At 76.2% G+C, this 17930-nt stretch carries 12 protein-coding genes and 1 rRNA gene; 7 read left to right on the top strand and 6 right to left on the bottom strand.

Annotated features, from left to right (window positions below; genetic code table 11):
- A 5S ribosomal RNA gene (rrf, locus tag ABZ881_RS20955) occupies positions 1-85 on the top strand; the annotation flags it as partial.
- Positions 86-289: 204 nt separating this feature from the next.
- Here the strand turns inward: rrf and ABZ881_RS20960 are convergent.
- Genes ABZ881_RS20960 through ABZ881_RS20970 form a run of 3 tightly spaced genes read right to left on the bottom strand, consistent with a single transcriptional unit; the run spans position 290 to position 2634 of the window.
- Complete coding sequence (locus ABZ881_RS20960) at positions 290-1396, bottom strand: quinone-dependent dihydroorotate dehydrogenase (protein ID WP_358486877.1); 1107 nt, start codon at positions 1394-1396, stop codon at positions 290-292.
- A 34-nt stretch (positions 1397-1430) separates the two neighbouring features.
- The gene (locus ABZ881_RS20965) at positions 1431-1805 is read right to left on the bottom strand and encodes an RNA-binding S4 domain-containing protein (protein WP_344023776.1); all 375 of its coding nucleotides are present in this window, start codon (positions 1803-1805) and stop codon (positions 1431-1433) included.
- Between the two features lie 28 nt (positions 1806-1833).
- Positions 1834-2634 (bottom strand): SDR family NAD(P)-dependent oxidoreductase, encoded by an 801-nt coding sequence (locus ABZ881_RS20970; RefSeq protein ID WP_358486879.1) that lies wholly within the window; start codon positions 2632-2634, stop codon positions 1834-1836.
- 54 nt (positions 2635-2688) lie between these two features.
- Here ABZ881_RS20970 and ABZ881_RS20975 point away from each other — a divergent pair, with 54 nt between their 5' ends.
- Positions 2689-3567: a diacylglycerol kinase family protein gene (locus ABZ881_RS20975; protein ID WP_358486880.1), complete on the top strand. Its 879-nt coding sequence runs from the start codon at positions 2689-2691 to the stop codon at positions 3565-3567.
- Here the strand turns inward: ABZ881_RS20975 and ABZ881_RS20980 are convergent, their stop codons facing one another.
- Positions 3568-4404 carry a fumarylacetoacetate hydrolase family protein gene (locus ABZ881_RS20980; protein ID WP_358486882.1) on the bottom strand — a complete coding sequence of 279 codons (837 nt, stop codon included), beginning with the start codon at positions 4402-4404 and terminating at the stop codon, positions 3568-3570.
- A gap of 26 nt (positions 4405-4430) precedes the next feature.
- The gene (malQ, locus tag ABZ881_RS20985; protein ID WP_358486885.1) at positions 4431-6401 is read right to left on the bottom strand and encodes a 4-alpha-glucanotransferase; all 1971 of its coding nucleotides are present in this window, start codon (positions 6399-6401) and stop codon (positions 4431-4433) included.
- Between the two features lie 236 nt (positions 6402-6637).
- Between malQ and ABZ881_RS20990 the strand changes: the two genes are divergently transcribed.
- The 5 genes from ABZ881_RS20990 to ABZ881_RS21010 all read left to right on the top strand — a co-directional run bounded on the left by ABZ881_RS20990 (position 6638) and on the right by ABZ881_RS21010 (position 17308).
- Positions 6638-9571: a carboxypeptidase regulatory-like domain-containing protein gene (locus ABZ881_RS20990; protein ID WP_358486887.1), complete on the top strand. Its 2934-nt coding sequence runs from the start codon at positions 6638-6640 to the stop codon at positions 9569-9571.
- On the top strand, positions 9568-10431 hold the full coding sequence (locus ABZ881_RS20995; RefSeq protein WP_358486889.1) for a lysophospholipase: 864 nt from the start codon (positions 9568-9570) through the stop codon (positions 10429-10431). Before ABZ881_RS20990 ends, ABZ881_RS20995 begins: the two co-directional genes overlap by 4 nt.
- A gap of 40 nt (positions 10432-10471) precedes the next feature.
- Positions 10472-16060, top strand: coding sequence for a SpoIIE family protein phosphatase (locus ABZ881_RS21000; RefSeq protein WP_358486891.1), 5589 nt, complete (start codon positions 10472-10474; stop codon positions 16058-16060).
- Between the two features lie 307 nt (positions 16061-16367).
- Positions 16368-16880: a cysteine dioxygenase family protein gene (locus ABZ881_RS21005; protein ID WP_358486894.1), complete on the top strand. Its 513-nt coding sequence runs from the start codon at positions 16368-16370 to the stop codon at positions 16878-16880.
- Complete coding sequence (locus ABZ881_RS21010) at positions 16877-17308, top strand: rhodanese-like domain-containing protein (RefSeq protein WP_358486896.1); 432 nt, start codon at positions 16877-16879, stop codon at positions 17306-17308. Before ABZ881_RS21005 ends, ABZ881_RS21010 begins: the two co-directional genes overlap by 4 nt.
- Here ABZ881_RS21010 and ABZ881_RS21015 read toward each other — a convergent pair.
- Complete coding sequence (locus ABZ881_RS21015) at positions 17254-17859, bottom strand: TetR/AcrR family transcriptional regulator (RefSeq protein ID WP_358486897.1); 606 nt, start codon at positions 17857-17859, stop codon at positions 17254-17256. The two genes, ABZ881_RS21010 and ABZ881_RS21015, sit on opposite strands and share 55 nt — an antisense overlap.
- Between the last annotated feature and the right edge of the window lie 71 nt (positions 17860-17930).

Raw genomic sequence — 17930 nt, forward strand, 5'->3', positions numbered from 1 at the left:
TCCCATTCCGAACCCGGTAGCTAAGCCTTTCTGCGCCGATGGTACTGCACTCGACAGGGTGTGGGAGAGTAGGTCGCTGCCGACATTCAACTTTTTTGTGGGGATGCCCCGGACTTCGGTCCGGGGCATTTCTGCGTTCCGGGGCCGCGCGCGAGATGTCGTCCAGTGTCGTTGCCGGGGCGGGATGGGCGCGCTGAGGCGCATCTCGGCGGTGGCGCACCGCCGGCCGCGGTGTGGGCCGGGGAGCGCGGGAACCGCGGCGGGGCCCGTTGCGCTCCTCGGACCCGGGTCAGGGAGCGTCGACGCCGACCGCCTGAGCGACGTCGGTGAAGCCGTCCGCACGCAGCAGCGCCGCGAGCTCCCGGTGCAGCCGGGAGGGCCACAGCAGCCCGCCGTAGACGAACCCGGTGTAGGCCTGCACCAGCGCCGCACCGGCCCGGATCCGCCGGTAGGCGCCCTCGGCGTCCTCGATCCCGCCGACCGAGATGATGGTCTGGCGCTCGTCGAGCCGGCCCCGCAGCCGTCCGACCACCGCCTGCGCACGCTCCGCCAGCGGGCGCCCGGAGAGCCCACCGGCACCGAGCGCGGCGACCGCGTCGGCCGGGGTGCGCAGCCCGGCCCGGGAGACGGTGGTGTTCGTGGCGACCACCCCGTCCAGCCCCAGGCGGACGGCGAGGGCCGCGACCGCGTCCACGTCGTCGTCGCTGAGGTCGACGGTGATCTTCACCAGCAGCGGCACCCGGCGGTCACCGGTGACCCGGTCGAGCTCCTCGCGGACCGCGGTCAGCAGCGGCTCCAGTGCCTCGACCTGCTGGAGGTCCCGCAGGCCCGGTGTGTTCGGCGAGCTGACGTTGACCACGACGTAGTCGGCGTAGCCGCCCAGCGCGGCCGCGCTGGCCCGGTAGTCGGCGGCGGCGTCGTCGGCGGGGACCGCCTTGCTCTTGCCGATGTTCACCCCGAGTACCGGCATCCCGGTGACCGGGTGGGCCCGGAGCGCGGCCAGCCGGGGTGCGACGTCGGCGGCACCGGCGTTGTTGAAGCCCAGCCGGTTCACCAGGGCCCGGTCCTCGACGAGCCGGAACAGGCGCGGCTTCGGGTTGCCCGGCTGCGGGCGTCCGGTCACGGTGCCGATCTCGACCGCGCCGAAACCGAGCCGGCCCAGCGCCAGCACGCCCCGCGCGTCCTTGTCGAAGCCCGCGGCCAGACCGAGCGGGCCGGCGAAGTCGAGCCCGAGCGCGCGGGTGCGCAGCACCGGATCGGCGGGCGCGAGCCGCCCGGCGACCCGCGGGCCCACCGCAGGTGCCCCGCCGACGGCCCGGACGACGGCGAACCCGGCACGGTGGGCGGGTTCGGACGGGACGTGCCGCAGGACGGTGCGCATCAGGGCGTCGTACATGGCCCCATCCTCACAGGACGGGTGCGGCGCGCCGCTACGGAGTCCGCCGTGCCACACCGAGCTGGTCGAGCATCCGGCGGTCCCGCTTCGTCGGCCGCCCCGCCCCGCGGTCGCGGCGCGCGAACACCGGGATCCCCGGGCCGGTCGGCTCGACCGGGGTGTGGTCGACGTAGCACTCCTGGGCGATCGGCGCGCCGACCCGCTTCTCGATCACCCGGGTGACCTCGACGATCCGGTTGCGGTCGTGCACGCGGGCCCGGACCCGGTCACCGACCCGTACCGGGGCGGCCGGTTTCGCCGGCCGGTCGTTGATCCGCACGTGCCCGCCGCGGCAGGCCGTCGCGGCGTCGGCGCGGGTCTTCGCCAGGCGCACCGACCACAGCCAGCGGTCCACGCGGGTCGCGTCCATCCACCCATCGTGCCATCGCGCGCGCCGTTCAGTAGTGGGTGACGCCCGGGGTGCCGCCGCCCGCGGCGACCGCGTCGCCGTTGATCGCGACCGAACGCGGGGAGCACAGGAAGGTGATGACGTCGGCGACCTCGGCGGCGGTGGTGATGCGGCCGATGGTGGTCGTCGCGTCCAGGCCGGCGCGGGCGGTCGCCGGATCGGTGCCGAGGGCGGCCGCCCGGGCGTCGACCAGTGCCGGGGTCCGCTCGGTCTCGGTGAAGCCGGGATGCACCACGGTCACGTTCACCCCGTGCGGGCCGAGCTCCGCGGCGAGCGCCGCCGTCATCGAGGCGACGGCCACGTTGCGCACCGAGCCGACCAGCGAGCTCGACTTCCGGGCGTTCAGCCCGCTCACGTTCACGATCCGGCCCCAGCCCTGGGCCGTCATCAGCGGCGCCACGGCGCGGGCGAAACGCAGGTAGCCGAGCAGCTTCGTCTCCAGCTCGGCGCGCACCGCGTCGTCGGTGAGTGATCCCAGGTCCGACGGGGGTGCCGAGCCCGCCGGCCGGGCGGCGGCGTTCACCAGCACGTCGATCCCGCCGAACCGGTCCACGACGGTGCCGACGGCGGCGCGGACCGCGGCGTCGTCGTCGCTGTCGGCGGACACGGTGATGATCTCGGGGGCGGCGGCGTCGCGCAGTGATGCGGCCGCCGCGGCGAGCCGGTCCGGGTCGCGGGCCACCAGCGCCACCCGCGCACCCTCTGCGGCCAGCGCCCGGGCCGTCGCCAGTCCGATGCCGCGGCTCCCGCCGGTCACGATCGCCCGCCGCCCGGCCAGTTGCAGATCCATACCGGCGAGCGTGCCGCAGCCGTCGCGGCGTTGCACCTGGCTACGGTGTGCGATGTGGCCGAGCCCATCGATTCCGTCCTGCTCGTGTTCAACCCGGGCAGCACCGGCGACGCCGACGTGCTCGCCGAAGCCCTCCGCGACGAGCTCGCCGAGGCCCGGCCGGAGCTGGCCGTCCGGCTGCGCCCGACCGAGTACGCCGGGCACGCCCGGGAGATCGCCCGGGAGGCCGCGTCCGGGCCGGGGCGGCCGCTGATCGTGTCCGCCAGCGGCGACGGCGGCTACAACGAGGTCGTCAACGGGATCATGGACGTGCCCGGGACCGGGGCGGCAGCGGCCGTGCTGGCCGCCGGGAACGCCAACGACCACGACCGGGTCACCAGCCGCCGCCCGCTGGCCGAGGCCGTGCTGGACGGCCGCACCGAGCCGATGGACCTGCTGGAGCTGCACCGCGGCGACGATCCGCCGCACTACGCGCACTCCTACATCGGGTTCGGGCTGACGCCGGTGGTCGCGCTGCAGATCGAGAAGGGCGGCAAGGGCACGCTGCGCGAGATCGTCACGACGGTGCGCTCGTTCTGGGCGTTCACCCCGTTCGAGGTCGAGTTCGCCGCCGGTGACCGGCGGCGGATCGACAACCTGGTGTTCGCGAACATCGGCGAGATGGCGAAGGTCGCCGAGCTCAGCGAGTCCAGCAGGCCCGACGACGGCCGGTTCGAGGTGATCCTGCTCGAGCACCGTCCGAAGTGGCGGCAGCTGGCGATCGCGGTGCGCGCGGCGGTGCGCGGACTCGGCCGCCAGCCCGCCACCCGCGAGTTCGGCTTCACCACGTGCGGGCCGATGCCGGTGCAGATCGACGGCGAGCTGTCCGACGTCGCGGCGGGCACCGCGGTGCGGGTGCGCTGCGCGGCGGGCGCGCTGCACGTCGTGCGCTGATCAGGCCGGCTGTCCGGCCAGGGTGAACTCGACGGTCCCGAGCGCGCCCCCGGCGCCGAACGCGGCCCGGATCCGCGCCCCCGGCCTGGTGCGGACCGGCGTCGTCGTGGTGCCGGTGGTCACCAGGGCCCCGGCCGCCAGCCCCGGGCCGTACTGCGGGAGCGCGTCGGCGAGCCAGCCCAGCGCCGTCCACGGATCGCCCAGTACGGCCGCGCCGGAGCCGGTGGCGATCTCGTCGTCCACCTGCAGCGAGGTCGGCGTCGCGGCCAGGTCGAGATCGAGCGCGCCGTCGATCTCCGGGCCGAGCACGAACCGGCCGGCACAGGCGGCGTCGGCCAGCAGCGACGGCGCGCCGACGGCGACGAAGTCGTCGAACCGGGACTCCGGCAGCTCCACCGCGCAGTGCACGGCGGCGACCGCGGCCCGCAGCTGCGCCCGGGACGCGCCGGCGTCGACGTCGGCACCCAGCCGGAACGCGAACTCGGCCTCGGCGACGGCCATGTGCAGGTCGTCCGACGGGACCACGTCGCCGGGGGCGTGCCGGAACCGTTCGAACAGGATGCCGGGCAGCGGCGCGTCGACCCCGATGTGGGCCTGACCGGCCGTCGCCGTGGCGGCCAGCTTCCAGCCGTACGACGGCCCGGCCCGCTCGGAGAGCCGGCGCTGTGCGGCGAACCCCTCGGCGAGGGTGCGCGGCCGCAGCAGCTCGGGCAGCGCCGCGAGCCGCTCGCCGGTGGTCCAGGCCTGCCACAGCGCACCGGCGGTACCGTCGGCGCGGACGAGATCGACGGCCGACGGCTCGACGTCGCCGCGGTCCGTGGGACTGTGTGCGGTCATCGGGGCGGCATCCTGCCAGGCCCGGCTCACCGCCCGCGGAGGACCTCGGCGACCCGGCGGACGCGGTCGTCGGCCAGTGCCTCCTCGAGCGTCACCGGCAGCGGGATCCGCCAGTTCGGGTACTCGTCGAGGGTGCCGGGCAGGTTCGGCTGCCGTGGCTCGCCGAGGACGTCGTAGAACGACGCGAGCACCAGCCTCGACGGGGCCGCGGCGAGCAGGCCGTGCAGCGCGACGACGATCTCGTCCTCGTCGGTCACGTCCGGCGACGGCAGCAACCCCTCCGCGGCGAGCAGGGCGAGCAGCTCGTCGCGTTCGGCGCCGGCCTTCGCCTCCTCGGCGCGCGGGTCGTCGAGCAGGTCCAGCTCCGCGCGCACCCGCACGTGCTCACCGCGCAGGAAACCGGGTGCGGTCGGCAGGTCGTGCGTGGAGATCGTCGCGACCGAGCGCTCCGGCCAGCGCGACGGTCGGCGCAGCGGGCCGTCGTCGCCGCCGGTCACCGGATCGGGATCGCGGGAGAACCACAGCACCGTCGAGCCGAGCAGGTTGCGCTCGGCCATGTCGTCGCGGATCCGCGGGATCACCGTGCCGAGGTCCTCGCCGACCACCAGCGCACCGGCCCGGTGCGCCTCCAGCAGCAGCACCGCCAGCATCGCGTCGGCGTCGTAGTGCACGTAGGTGCCGCGGTCGGCGGTCTCGCCCGCCGGTACCCACCACAGCCGCCACAGGCCCATCACGTGGTCGATCCGCAGCCCGTCGGCGTGCTGCAGCAGCGCCCGCACCATGTCGCCGAACGCGGCGAAACCGGTGTCGGACAGCCGGTCCGGCCGCCACGGGGGGAGCCCCCAGCTCTGCCCGCGCTGGTTGAACGCGTCCGGCGGGGCGCCGACCGAGGCGTTCAGGGCCAGCACGTCCTGCCACATCCAGGCGTCGGCGCCCTCCGGGTCGCAGCCGACGGCCAGGTCGTGGATGACGCCGACCGGCATCCCGGCGTCCCGGGCCGCGGCGCGGACCGCGGCGAGCTGGGCCTGCGCCTGCCGCTGCACCCAGGTGTGGAACGCGATCCGCGGCGCCAGCGCGCGCTGCGCGGCGGCGATCCCGGGGGCGTCCGGGCGGCGCAGGTCCGCGGGCCAGCGGGACCAGCGGCCGCCGTGGCGTTCGGCCAGCGCGCAGAAGGTGGCGAAGCTCGTGAGGTCCGGATCGGGTCCGCCGTCGGGATGGCCCGCGCCGCGCCACAGCGCCTCCAGCGCAGAACGCTTCGCCATCCACACCCGGTCGTGCTCGATCCGGTCGCCGGTGGTCTCCGGGCGCAGCGCGTCGACCTCGGCGCGGGTGGCGGCATCGGCGGCCGCGTAGGCGGGCAGGTCGGTGATCCGCAGCGTCAACGGGGTGGTGTAGCGGCGCGACGACGGCATGTACGGCGAGGGCTGCACCGGCGGCACCGGGGTGATCGCGTGCAGCGGGTTGAGCAGCACCGCCCCGGCGCCGTGCCCGCCGCGCACCAGGTCGGTCAGGTCGCCGAGGTCGCCGATGCCCCAGGAGTGCTGCGAGTGCAGGGCGTAGAGCTGCAGCATCCAGCCCCACGTCCGGGGCGGGTCGGGCAGCGACGGCGGTGCGACGACGACCGTCGACCGTCCGGCGTCGGTCTCCAGCAGGTAGCGGCCCGGCTCCAGCCCGGCCGGCAGCTCGCCGTCCACATCGGAGTTCCGCCCCGCCGCGTCGCCGTCGACGGCGGTCAGCACGCCCCGGCCGGGCAGCGGCCGGGACCGGTCGGCGCGGTGCCCGATCGTCGCCGGCAGCGGCGCCCGCTCGCGGGCCGCGGCCAGCGCGACCCGCTGCGCGTCCGGCCCGGAGACGTCCACCTCCAGCAGGCCCAGCACGTCCCGCACGACGGCCGCGTCGATCGGCCGCTCGGTGCGGGTGCCGTCGAGATACGAGGTCGCGACGCCGTGCGCGTCGGCGATCTCGGCGAGCTCGGGGTCCACCGGGTCGCGGGTCATGGGGAAGATCCTGACCGATGCAGCCGGTCCCGGCGCGGGCGGTGGTCCCACCAGCGCCGACACCGACACGCGGGCAGGGTTCAGCCGCGCCGGACGTGCGGCCGACGGTGCTACGGTGCGTCGCCGGACATGCCGACCGGGTCACCGGAGCCGCAGGTACCCGACGCGGCGCCGGGCCTCCCAGGTTCGACCGTGTCGTGGGACCGGTGCATGGTGTCCGGCAGGAGGATCTCCAGATGTCGACGTGGGCCCTGCTGGGGCTGTTGGTGGTGGTGCTGGTGGCCGTCGGGATCGCAGCGTTCCTGCGGTGGGGGCGGGGCCGGGACGACGACCCGACGTCGCACGACGACGGGGCGCGGCCGCGCACCGTCGCGGACCTGGTCGATCGCCGGGCCCGCGGGCTCGACGACACCGTCGCTCCTGAGCCGGAGCCGGCCCCCGGGCCGACGGTGGAGCCGGTGCCGTCCGAGCCGGTCGCGGCCGAGCAGGTCGCGGCCGATCCGGTCGCCGGGGATCCGCTGCCCGGTGACGACGGGCCGGTCGAACCGGAGCCGGTCCGCCGCGCGGCGCCGCGGCCCGCGCTCGGGCCGCTCGGGGTCACCGTGTCGTCCGCGCCGGACATCACCGACGCCGCGGGCGACCCGGCGGAGGACGCTGAGGACGAGGCCACCGACCGGATCCCCGAGGTCCGCTCCGCCGAGCCGCGGATCACCCCGGACGTGAGCGCCGGGCCGGTCGGCCCGCCGTGGTCCCGCGGGTTCAAGGACGGCAAGCCGGTGGAGCCGGTCGATCCGCCGACCGCGCCGACCCGGCGGGTGCCGGCTCCGACGCCGGTGGTCCGCAGGCGCCCGGTGGAGCGGCCCCGGACCGGGACCGACGGGCCGGGACCGGACAGCTCGGCGCCGGACATCAGCATTCCGGACAGCACTCCGGACAGCGCCCCGGACGGCACCTCTGTGGCTCCGACGCCGACCGCCGGGGGACTCGCCTCGATCGCGGCGTTCCGGGCGGCCCGCGGCGACCGGCCCGGGCCCGAGGACCTCGACCCGGCAGGCTCCGGGGAGGCCTGGGACCACGCCGTGGGGCAGGACCCGAACGCGTCGGTGCCGGAGGTGGAGGTCGACGCGGTCACCGCGAGGCGGGCGCCGGTCGACGACGACGGCGCGGAGCCGATCGACTTCGGGCGCGGGGTGGCGGGGCGGCATGCCGTCGCGGCCCCGGATTCCCGCGCCGCTGCTGGTCCGGACACTGCCGAGCCGGACACTGCTGGGCCGGACGCTGCTGCTGGGCCGGGCGCTGCTGGTGTGTCGGGTGACGCTGCTGTGGTGGACGCCGGTGCTGCGCCGGATGCCGCGGCCGGCTCGGGTGGTGCGGCTCCGGAGAGTGCTGCTGCGCCCGCGGACGAGGACGCGCCGGCCGAGGGTGCCGGGTCGGGTGACGGTGCCGGTCGCGGGGCCGCGTTCGCCGGTGGGGCGGTGGCCGCGGCCGCAGCGGCGGTGACGGTCGCAGGTTCGGGGAACCGGTCCGGGGCGACCGGCCGGTCCGACGGGTCGGACGAGGCCGTTGCGTCCGCCGGGACCGGTGAGGCCGCTGCGTCCTCCGGGATCGTCGGGTCCACCGGGTCCACCGGGTCCACCGGGGCCGCTGAGTCCACTGAGTTCGCAGAGTCAACCGGAGGCTCCGGGTTCGGCGGGACCGGCGGGACCTCCGCCGATGCAGCCGCGACCGGCGGGGCTGACGAGGCCGCTACCGCCGACGTGACGGAGGTGGGCGCCGGTGCCGGAGAGATCGAGCAGGCCGAGCTGACCGGCCAGGTGGAGCAGACCGGCGGGGCTGCCGCGGCCGAGGTGACCGACGGGGCCGAGCAGGTCGACCGGGCTGAGCGGGCCGACGGTGCTGAGCAGGCACCCGGGGTCGAGCAGCCCGACGCTGCCGAGGTGACCGGGCCGACCGATTCAGCCGAGCCGGCCGACCGGGGCGAGCCTGCCGACGACGCAGAGGCGGCCGAGCGGGCCGAGCGGGCCGAGCGGGTTTCGGAGTCCGAGCAGGCCGGGGAGCCCGAGCAGCCCGCGAGCCCCCAGCGGTCCCTGCAGGCCGGCCCCACACCGACCGGCGCACCCGCCCCGATCCGCTCCGACCAGCGTTCCCCGGTGGATCCGGACCTGGTCAAGCGGGTCACCGCGGTGCCTGCGGAGCGCCCGGTCCTGCGCGGCGCGGCGAGCCCGGACACCGAGCGCGAGTTCCGCGAGGCCCAGGACCGGATCACCGGCCAGCCGAGCTGGAGCAGCCGGGTGCCCGAGCAGGCAGGCGCCGCCGAGCGGGCGCAGGTCTCCGAGACCCGGATCGCCGGCATCGGGCTGGCCGCCACCGGCCACCGGGAGTCCGGCGACAATCCCGAACCGCCGCCCCGGCCGGCCCCGCGGCTGCTGCGCTCCACCCGCCCGGTCACCGACCGCCCGGAGCCGCCGCCCGCGGCCGATCCCGCGTCGCCGCCCGCGACGCCGGCACCCGAACCGGAGGTCTCCCCGACCGTGAGCACCGTCAGCGCCATGAGCACGGCAGCCGCCGCGACTCCCTCGGCGCCGGTCGCCGACCGCACCGAGGAGCGGACCGAGGACGTGGCGCTCACCGTGCGCCGGCCCGGCCCCGCGCCGGAGGTGGTCGTCCCCGGGACCGCACCGCAGGACGTCGAGATCCGGGTCCTCGGACCGGACGACGCCGCACTCGCCGGTGCCGCCGTCGAGCTCCGGGACCGGGCGGGTACCCCGGCCGGATCCGCCGTCACCGGCTCCGACGGCATCGCCCGGGTCCCGGCGCCGGGGGCGGGCGAGTTCGCCGTCGTCGCACGCCTGGACGGGCACCGCCCCGGCGTCGCCGCCGTCTCGGTGGCCGACACCGCCGTCACGGTCACGGTGCGGCTGCGCCGCTCGGCCACCGTGCGCGGCACGGTGCTGACGGCCGGCGGACCGGCCGCCGGCGTCCCGGTCGCCCTGGAACAGGACGGCGACCCGGTCGCCGAGGCCCGCACCGGCCCGGACGGCACCTTCCGGCTCACCGACCTGGACCCCGGCCGGTACCGGCTCGTCGCGGGCACCGGCGACGCCGCCTCCGGGACCGATGTCGAGGTCCCCGCGGGCGGTGACGTCGAGCAGGACGTGACGGCGTCGTGACCGGCGAGCCGGACGTGCAGGGCCGGTTGCCCGGCGTCGGCGGGATCGAGCTGTTCTGGCAGGGCTGGCTGCCCGACGGCGACCCGTCCGGCGTGCTGCTGATCAGCCACGGCATCGGCGAGCACTCCGGCCGCTACGGCACCGTCGTCGACACGCTGCTCCCGGACGGCTGGGCGGTGTACGGGCTCGACCACCGCGGGCACGGCCGGTCCGGCGGGACCCGGGTGCACGTCCGTCGCTACGACGACCTGCTGCAGGACTTCGAGACGTTCCGGCGGGAGATCGTCGCCCGGCACCCCGGGCTCCCGGTGTTCCTGCTGGGGCACAGCCTGGGCGGGCAGATCGCGCTGGCCTACGCGCTGCGGCACCAGAACCGACTGACCGGCCTCGCGCTCTCGGCGCCCGCGCTGGCCTCGGACGCCGTCCCGGCGGTGCTCGTCCCGGTGCTGTCCCTGGTGTCCCGGGTACTGCCCACGGTGCGCCCGGTGGGGATCGACACCGCGGCGATCAGCTCCGATCCGGCGGTGGTCGCCGACTACCACGCCGATCCGCTGGTCCACCACGGCAAGCCGACCCTGGCACTGGGTGCCGCCGTCTACGCGACGATGGACACGCTCCCGTCCCGGGCGGCCGAGCTGCGACTGCCGCTGCTGGTGCAGCACGGCACCGCCGACCGGCTCACCGACCCGGCGGGCACCCGCACGCTCGACGAGTCGAGCGGCTCGCCGGACACCACGGTGCGCTGGTACGAGGGCTTCTGGCACGAGGTCTACCACGAGCCCGGGCGGGACCGGCCGCTGTCGGATCTGCGGCGGTGGCTGGGCGAGCACCGCGACGCGCACCGCGGCTCGCGCGCCTGACCGCTCCCAGGGGCGCCGCGGGCCGCCGGATGGTGGAATCGTGGGCGCAGCAACGGCGAACGAGGTGGCGCGCGCGGTGACCAGGTCCGACGATCAGGCGGTCGACGCCGCCGTCCCGGTGCGCACCCTGCTGGAGTCCACCGACTGGTCGGCGACCCCGCTCGGCCCGCGATCGGGCTGGGACCGCGAGCTGGAGGACTCGGTCCGGTTCATGCTGGAGAGCCGGCAGGCGCTCGTCGTGTGGTGGGGCCCGGAGCTGGTGCTGCTCTACAACGACGTGTTCATCGAGCACTCCGGGCTGCGGCATCCCTACGCCTTCGGCCGCCCGCTGCGGGAGGGCTGGCCGGAGATCGCCGAGCATCTCGCCGGTGAGCTGTCGGAGCTGCTGGCCGGCGGCCGGGAGGGCATCTACCGGGCCGACGACAGGATCGTCCTGAACCGGTGGGGCCGTCCGGAGGCCACCTGGTGGAACTACTCGGCGACGCCGGTGCGCGGGCCCGACGGCGACGTCCGCGGCCTGATCACGCTGACCACCGAGGCCACCGGGAGCGTCGTGGCGTCGCGCCGGATGGCGGTGCTCGCCGCGCTCGGCGAGGTCGCCCGCGACTCCCCGACGATGGACCTCGCCGTCGAACGGCTGCAGGCGGCGCTCGGCGACGCCGCCGAGGACGTGGCCTGCGCGGTCGTCGCCGTCCCCGGCCCGGAGCCGCGGACGCTCACCACGGTCCGGGTGGCCGCACCGCCGGACGACTGGCTGCCCGCCGACCGGGGCCCGGACGCCGGTCCGGCCGTCGAGTTCGTCACCGGCGCGCCGGTGTCCGCGGCCGACGGGACGGTGACCGAGCTCGCACGCGCCGTCATGCACACCCCGGACGGGGCCACCGGGATCGCCGTGGTGGTCGGCGTCCCGCCGCTGCTGCCGCTCGACGAGCCGCAGCGCGCGTTCCTGCGGCTCGTCGTCGGGCACATCGGCACCGTCCTCACCGCGGCCCTCGCCCGGGACGGCGAACGCGACCGGCGCGAGGACATCAGCACCGAGCAGCACACCCGCGCCGACTACTACGCGGGCCTCGGCGACGAGTTCCGGGACCCGCTGACCCTGGTCCTCGGACCGCTGGAACGGCTGCGCGGCCATCCCGACCACGCTGTCCGCGCCCAGGTCGACATCGCCCAGCGCAACGCCCAGCGGATGCTCAAGCTCGTCGACGGCCTGCTGGACGCCTCGGCGTTGCACTCCGGCAGGCAGGAGGGCACCTTCGCGCCGACCGACCTCGGCTCGACCACGGCGGAGCTCGTCGCGGCGTTCGCCCCGGTCCTCGAGCGGGCCGGCCTGGAGCTGACCGTGGACTGCCCGCCCGCCGGTCGGCCGGTCTGGGTGGACCGGGACGCCTGGGAGAAGATCGTCCTCAACCTGCTCAGCAACGCCGTCAAGTACACCGTCGCGGGCGGGGTGCGGGTCGAGCTCGGCCAGGACGGCGAGCAGGTCGTGCTGCAGGTCGCCGACACCGGCGCCGGGATCCCGCCCGACGAGATCGAGACCGTGTTCGAGCGCCGCCGCCGCCCCGGCCGGGCCCGCGGGCGGACCAGCGAGGGCAGCGGGCTCGGGCTGCCGCTGATCCGCCAGCTGGTCCGGCTGCACGGCGGCAGCATCGGCGTCGACAGCTCGTCCGGTGTCGGCAGCACGTTCACCGTCCGGCTCCCGCTCGGGTTCGCGCACCTGGCCCAGGACCGGCTGGTCCGGTCCCGGACCGGTTCCCGCGCCACCCCGCGGCTGGCCGGCCCGTACGTGGCGGAGGCGCTGCGCTGGCTGCCCGATCCGCCGGACGGCGCCGACCCGGCGGACGGTCTCGCCCCGGCCCGCGGCCGGTCCGTGGACGGGACCGTCGTCGACGGGCTGGACCTGGAACGCCGCGACCGGGTGCTGGTCGTCGACGACGACCGGGAGATGCGCGGCTACCTGCGGGACCTGCTCGCCGAACGATGGACCGTGCAGGTCGTCGCGGACGGCGCGGCCGCGCTGGACGCGGCCCGCACCGACCCGCCCGACCTGGTCGTCGCCGACGCGGCGCTGCCCGCGAGCGGCGGCATCGAGCTGCTGCGGGCGCTGCGGTCCGATCCGCGGACGGTCGGTGTGCCGGTGGTGCTGCTGTCCTCGCGGGCCGGCGAGGAGGCCGCGGTCGAGGGCTTCGCGGCGGGCGCCGACGACTACCTCGTGCGGCCGTTCTCGGCCCGCGAGCTGCTGGCCCGGGTCACCAACCACCTGCAGCTCGGCCGGGTCCGCCGGGCCGCCGAGCTGCAGTTCCGCGCGATGGCCGACTCCACGCCCGCGCTGATCTGGGTCGACGACCCGGGCGGGCACCGGCTGTTCGTGAACCGCGGTTGGCTCGACTTCACGGGCGTCGACGACCCGTCCAACGAACTGGGGCTGGACTGGCGGCGCCGCATCCACCCGGACGACCGCGACCGGTACCGCTCGGTCACCGAGGCCGCCGCCCGTGCGCACGCCCCGTTCGAGGTCGAGTACCGGCTGCTGGACCGGACCGAGCGGTACCGCTGGGTGCTCGACCGCGGCGCCCCGGTCCGGGACGGCGAACGGTCGGCCGGGTACGTCGGCGGCTGCCTGGACATCGACGTCCAGCACCGGGAGCAGCGCAGGCACCGGATCTACTCCGAGGTCGCGGAGTCGCTGGAGCGGGAGATCACCCGGACCGGGCGCACCGACCAGCTGGTCCGCGCCGTCGTCGACGACCGGCTGGCCGAGGTCGCGCTGGTGCACGACGCCGAGGCCGCCGAGGACGGTCCGACGCTCGCGGTCGCCGCCGACCGGGCCGCGCTGGAACCGTCGCTGCGCCGGCTGGGCCCGCTGGTGCCGACCGGTCGTCCGGAGATCATCACCGCGGACCGGCTCGACGAGGTCCTGGCCGGGCTGCCCACCGCGCAGCGCCGCGCCTGGGGCAGGCTGCGGGTCCGCTCCGCGATGGTCGTCCCGCTGCCCGCGCGCGGCCGGACCAGCGCGGTGCTCACCGCGATCCGCACCGAGCCCGACGCCGCCCCCTACACCGCCGACGACCTGGACCTGCTGTCCGAGATCGGTCGACGGGCCGGGCTCGCGATCGACAACGCACGGCTGCTGGAGCAGGAACGGTCCTCGGCGCAGCGGCTCGGCCTGCTGCACCGGGCGACCGCGAAGATGTCCGCGGCGGCCACCGCCGGGGAGGTCGCGGCCATCGCCGCCGACCACATCGTCGACCTGCTCGACGCCGACTACGCCGGCCTGTGGGAGGTCCGCGGCGAGTGGCTGCAGGCCCTCACCGGGCACGGCTGGGATCGCGAGATGTGGCGCCGGGCCGGCCGGATCCGGGTGGACGCGCCGATGGCGTTCGCCGACGTGCTCGCCGACCGCGAACCGCTCTGGTTCTCCGCCGCCCGGGAGTGGGCGGCCCGCTATCCGGCGCAGATCGGCGTCGCCCCGGACAACTCGCAGACCCTCGGCTACCTGCCGCTGGTCGCCGGCGGCCGGACCCTCGGCGTCCTCGCGGTGTCGATGCTCGCCGAGCGCACCCTGTCCGAGGGGGACCGGGAGGCCGCCCTCGCGGTCGCCGAGCTGACCGCGCAGGCACTCGACCGCGCGTCCATGCTGGACGCCGAGACCGAGGCCCGGCGGCTCGCCGAGCGGCTCGGTGCGGTCGCGACCGGCCTGGCCAGGGCGACCGATCTGGACTCGGTCGCGGCGGTCGTCGTCGAGCACGGGCGGAGCTCGATCGGCGCGGAGTCCGTCGCGCTGCTGGTGATCGACGACAACGGGGTGCTCGCGCTGCTCGGCGAGGCGGGCTGGCCGGACGACGGGCCGCCGATGCGCACCCCGGCGCGCAACCACCCGCTCAGCCGGGCGGTCAGCGGCGGCGAGCCGATCTGGAACGCCCAGGACATGTCCGAGGTGCGGCGCTACCCGGTGCACACGGCGGTGCCGCTGATGGTGGCGGCGCGGCCGATCGGCGTGCTCGGCATGCGGTTCGGGCAGGAGCCGACGTTCACGCCGGAGATGCAGAGCTTCGTGCGCACCATGGCGAACCAGTGCGCGCAGGCGATCGTGCGGGCCCAGCTGCACCAGGCCGAGCACGAGGTCGCGGTGACCCTGCAGCGCAGCCTGCTGCCGCAGAAGCTGCCCGACATCGACCGGCTGTCGCTGGCCACCCGCTACCGACCCGGGACCCAGGGGACCGAGGCCGGCGGCGACTGGTTCGACGTGCTGGACCTCGACGACGGCATCGTCGCGCTGGTGGTCGGCGACGTCGTCGGCCGGGGACCGTCCGCGGCCGCCGTGATGGGGCAGCTGCGCAGCGCCGTCGCGGCGAACCTGGTCAACGGCCAGCCGCCGGCCGGTGCGCTCGAACAGCTCGACCAGTTCGCGCTGCGGGTGCGCGGGGCGACCGCCAGCACGGTGGCCGTCGCGCTCGTCGACATCGGCACCGGGGAGCTGCGCTACGCCAGCGCCGGGCATCCGCCGCCGCTGGTCGCCGGGCCGGGCGGGGTGCGCACGCTGTCCGAGGGACGCGGCGTGCCGCTGGGCATCTCGGGCCGGCCGCCGTTCGCCGAGGCGACCGACCGGATCGAGCCGGGGGAGACCATCCTGCTGTGCTCGGACGGGCTGTTCGAGCGCCGCGACGAGGTGATCGACGACGGGCTGGCCAGGCTGACCGAGGCGTTCGGCGAGCTCGCCGACGCGCAGCCCCGGGACATGGCCGATCCGCTGCTGAACCGGATGTCGGAGGGCTCGTCGGTGCCCGACGACACCGTCGTCGTGGTCGCCCGCCTGATGCCGGCACCGCTGCGCACGGTGATCGAGGCCGACCCGAAGAGGCTCGCCGCGCTGCGCCGCACGGTCGGCGGCTGGGCCGCGACCTGCGGGATGGGGCCGGACGCGGTCAGCGACCTGCAGCTGACCGTCGGCGAGGCCGTCACCAACGCGATCGAGCACGCCTACCTGCCCGACGACGTCGACGCCGCCGCCGGGGTCGACCTGGAGCTCGCCGTCGCCTCGGACGGCTCGGTCGCCGTCCGGGTCGCCGACGGCGGCCGGTGGCGCCCGGCGCCGGCCGATCCCGGCTACCGAGGCCGCGGGATCGCGCTGATCCGGGAGTTGGCCGAGGACGTCGTCATCGAGCCGTCCGACACCGGCACCACGGTGCGGTTCCGGCTGCCCGCCACCCCGGTCGACGTCGGGACGCCCGGTGCGGGGCCGCCGGTGGAGTTCGTGGCGGGCGAGCCCGAGCCGGACCGGGACGCCGGCACGGCCGACGGCGGCCGCGCCGAACGGACCCGGTTGCGCGTCGCACCGGACGCGCACGGGGTGCGGCTCACCGTGATCGGCGATCTCGACCCGAGCGGGGTCGCCGCGATCCGCGGCCCGCTCGCCGAACACCTCGACCGCGGGCTGCCGGTGACCCTGAACCTGGCGTCGGACTCGTTCGTCAGCAGCGCGGGCATCGCGCTGCTGTCCGAGGTCGCCCGGCGGATGCGGACCGACGGGGTGCCGCTGACGCTGGTCGCGCCGGCCGGGAGCCAGGCGCGCCGGTCGCTGGTGCTCTCCGGGCTGGACACCGTCATCGGGATGTCCGACGAGAGCTGAGCCACCACTTCTGTGACGGCGAACACGCAGGTCACGAGCATGGTGTCCGGACAGGTTGCGGTCGCGTCCCGCCCGCCGGACGACTCCTTGAAGCGGATGTTGCGGTGTGGTGACATCGGTGTCGTGAGCCAGGCAGCGACCCTCGGACCCCTCTGGGGCACCCGTCGCGCCGACCACTTCGATCAGGGCTGTCGCCCGAGCTGAGGATCCGTTCCCCGCTCGTCCGATCTCCTGGAGCCCTGTCGTGTCCGCGCCCGTCCGTGCGTCCCGCCCTGCCCGTGTCCGACCCGCCTCCCGGCCCGCCCCGGTGCACGCGCGGCCGGTCGCCGCGCCCACCCCGTACGACCTCGACGACCTGCTCGACCTGACCCGCCTGATCGCCACGGAGGTGCGGGCCGGGCAGCACGAGGTCGTCGTCGATCCGGACCGCCGCTGGTACCGGTTGCTGCGCAGCGACGGGTTCTGCGACGTCTGGCTGATCTCCTGGGCGACCGAGCAGATCGCCGAGCTGCACGACCACGCGGGATCGCTCGGTGCGCTGACCGTCGTGTCCGGGTCGCTGACCGAGCGCCGGTGGAGCGGCCCGTCCGGGCTGCGCACCCGCACCCTGCGGCACGGCCGCGGCGCCGGTTTCCCGCTAGGCCACGTGCACGACGTCGCGAACACCGCCGAGGAGCCCGCGGTGAGCGTGCACGCCTACTCGCCGCCGCTGTCGGCGATGTCGTACTACGACGTCGAGGACGTGCCCGCCACCGCGGGACACCAGCGGCTGCGCCGCACCAGGACCGAGCTGGTCCGCCCCGGCCAGGGCGTCGGATGACGTCGATCGGGGACCTCCTCGCTGCGGCCAGGGCCCGGCTGGACCGGCCCGGCCCGCACCGGGCCGCGGAGCTCGCGCGGGACGGGGCGCTGCTCGTCGACACCCGGCCGGGTTGGCAGCGGGTCGAGGAGGGCGCGGTGCCGGATGCGCTGGTGATCGAGCGCAACCACCTGGAGTGGCGGCTCGATCCGAGGTCCGACGCGCGCATCCCGGAGGCCGTCGACCACGACGTCACCTGGGTGCTGTTCTGCTCAGAGGGGTACAGCTCCAGCCTGGCCGCGGCGTCGCTGCAGGATCTCGGCCTGCACCGGGCCACCGACATCGACGGCGGCTTCCGGGCGTGGGCCGCCGCCGGGCTGCCCACCGAGCCCGGTCAGGACGGCCCGTCGGACGCGACCCGGCCACCGCTCCACCGCGCGTCCAGGTAGCCGGAGACGAGCGCGGTCAGCTCGTCGAGCAGGACGTCACGGTCGAGATCGGGGGACTCCAGCACGTAGCTGGTCGTCAGGTGCTCGACCGTGCGCACCACGGTCCAGGCGGCCGCCCGCACCGTGCCGGTGTCGGTGCCGCCGCGGCTGAGCAGGGCGGTGGCGACCAGGTCGTCGATCCGCCTGGCGAACGCGGCCCGCCGGCCGCCGGGGGCCCGGGGCAGCTGCTCGGCGATCACCCGGACCAGGTCGGGCTGCTCGGCGAACGCGTCGAGCAGCGCCTCCAGGGTGGCCCGGACGGCCGGTGCGGTGCCCGCCTCCGGTGCGTGCAACCCGCCCAGGGCGTCGAGGAACGCGCGCGAGACGCGAGCCTCCATCGCGTCGAGGTACCGGTCGAGCACCTCGGCCAGCACGGCGTCCTTGCCCGGGAAGTACTGGTAGAGCGAGCCCGGCGAGACGCCGGCGGCGGCCGCGATCCGGTTGGTCGACGCGCCGTCGTACCCGCGGGTGACCAGCACCTCCCGGCCGGCCTCGACGATCCGTTCCACCATCCGCCGCGACCGCTCCTGGCGGGGTTCCCGCCGCCGCCCGCCGCGACCGGTCACGCCGGGACCCGGTACGC

Source organism: Pseudonocardia sp. NPDC046786, assembly GCF_040645415.1.
Classification (GTDB): Bacteria; Actinomycetota; Actinomycetes; order Mycobacteriales; family Pseudonocardiaceae; genus Pseudonocardia; species Pseudonocardia kongjuensis.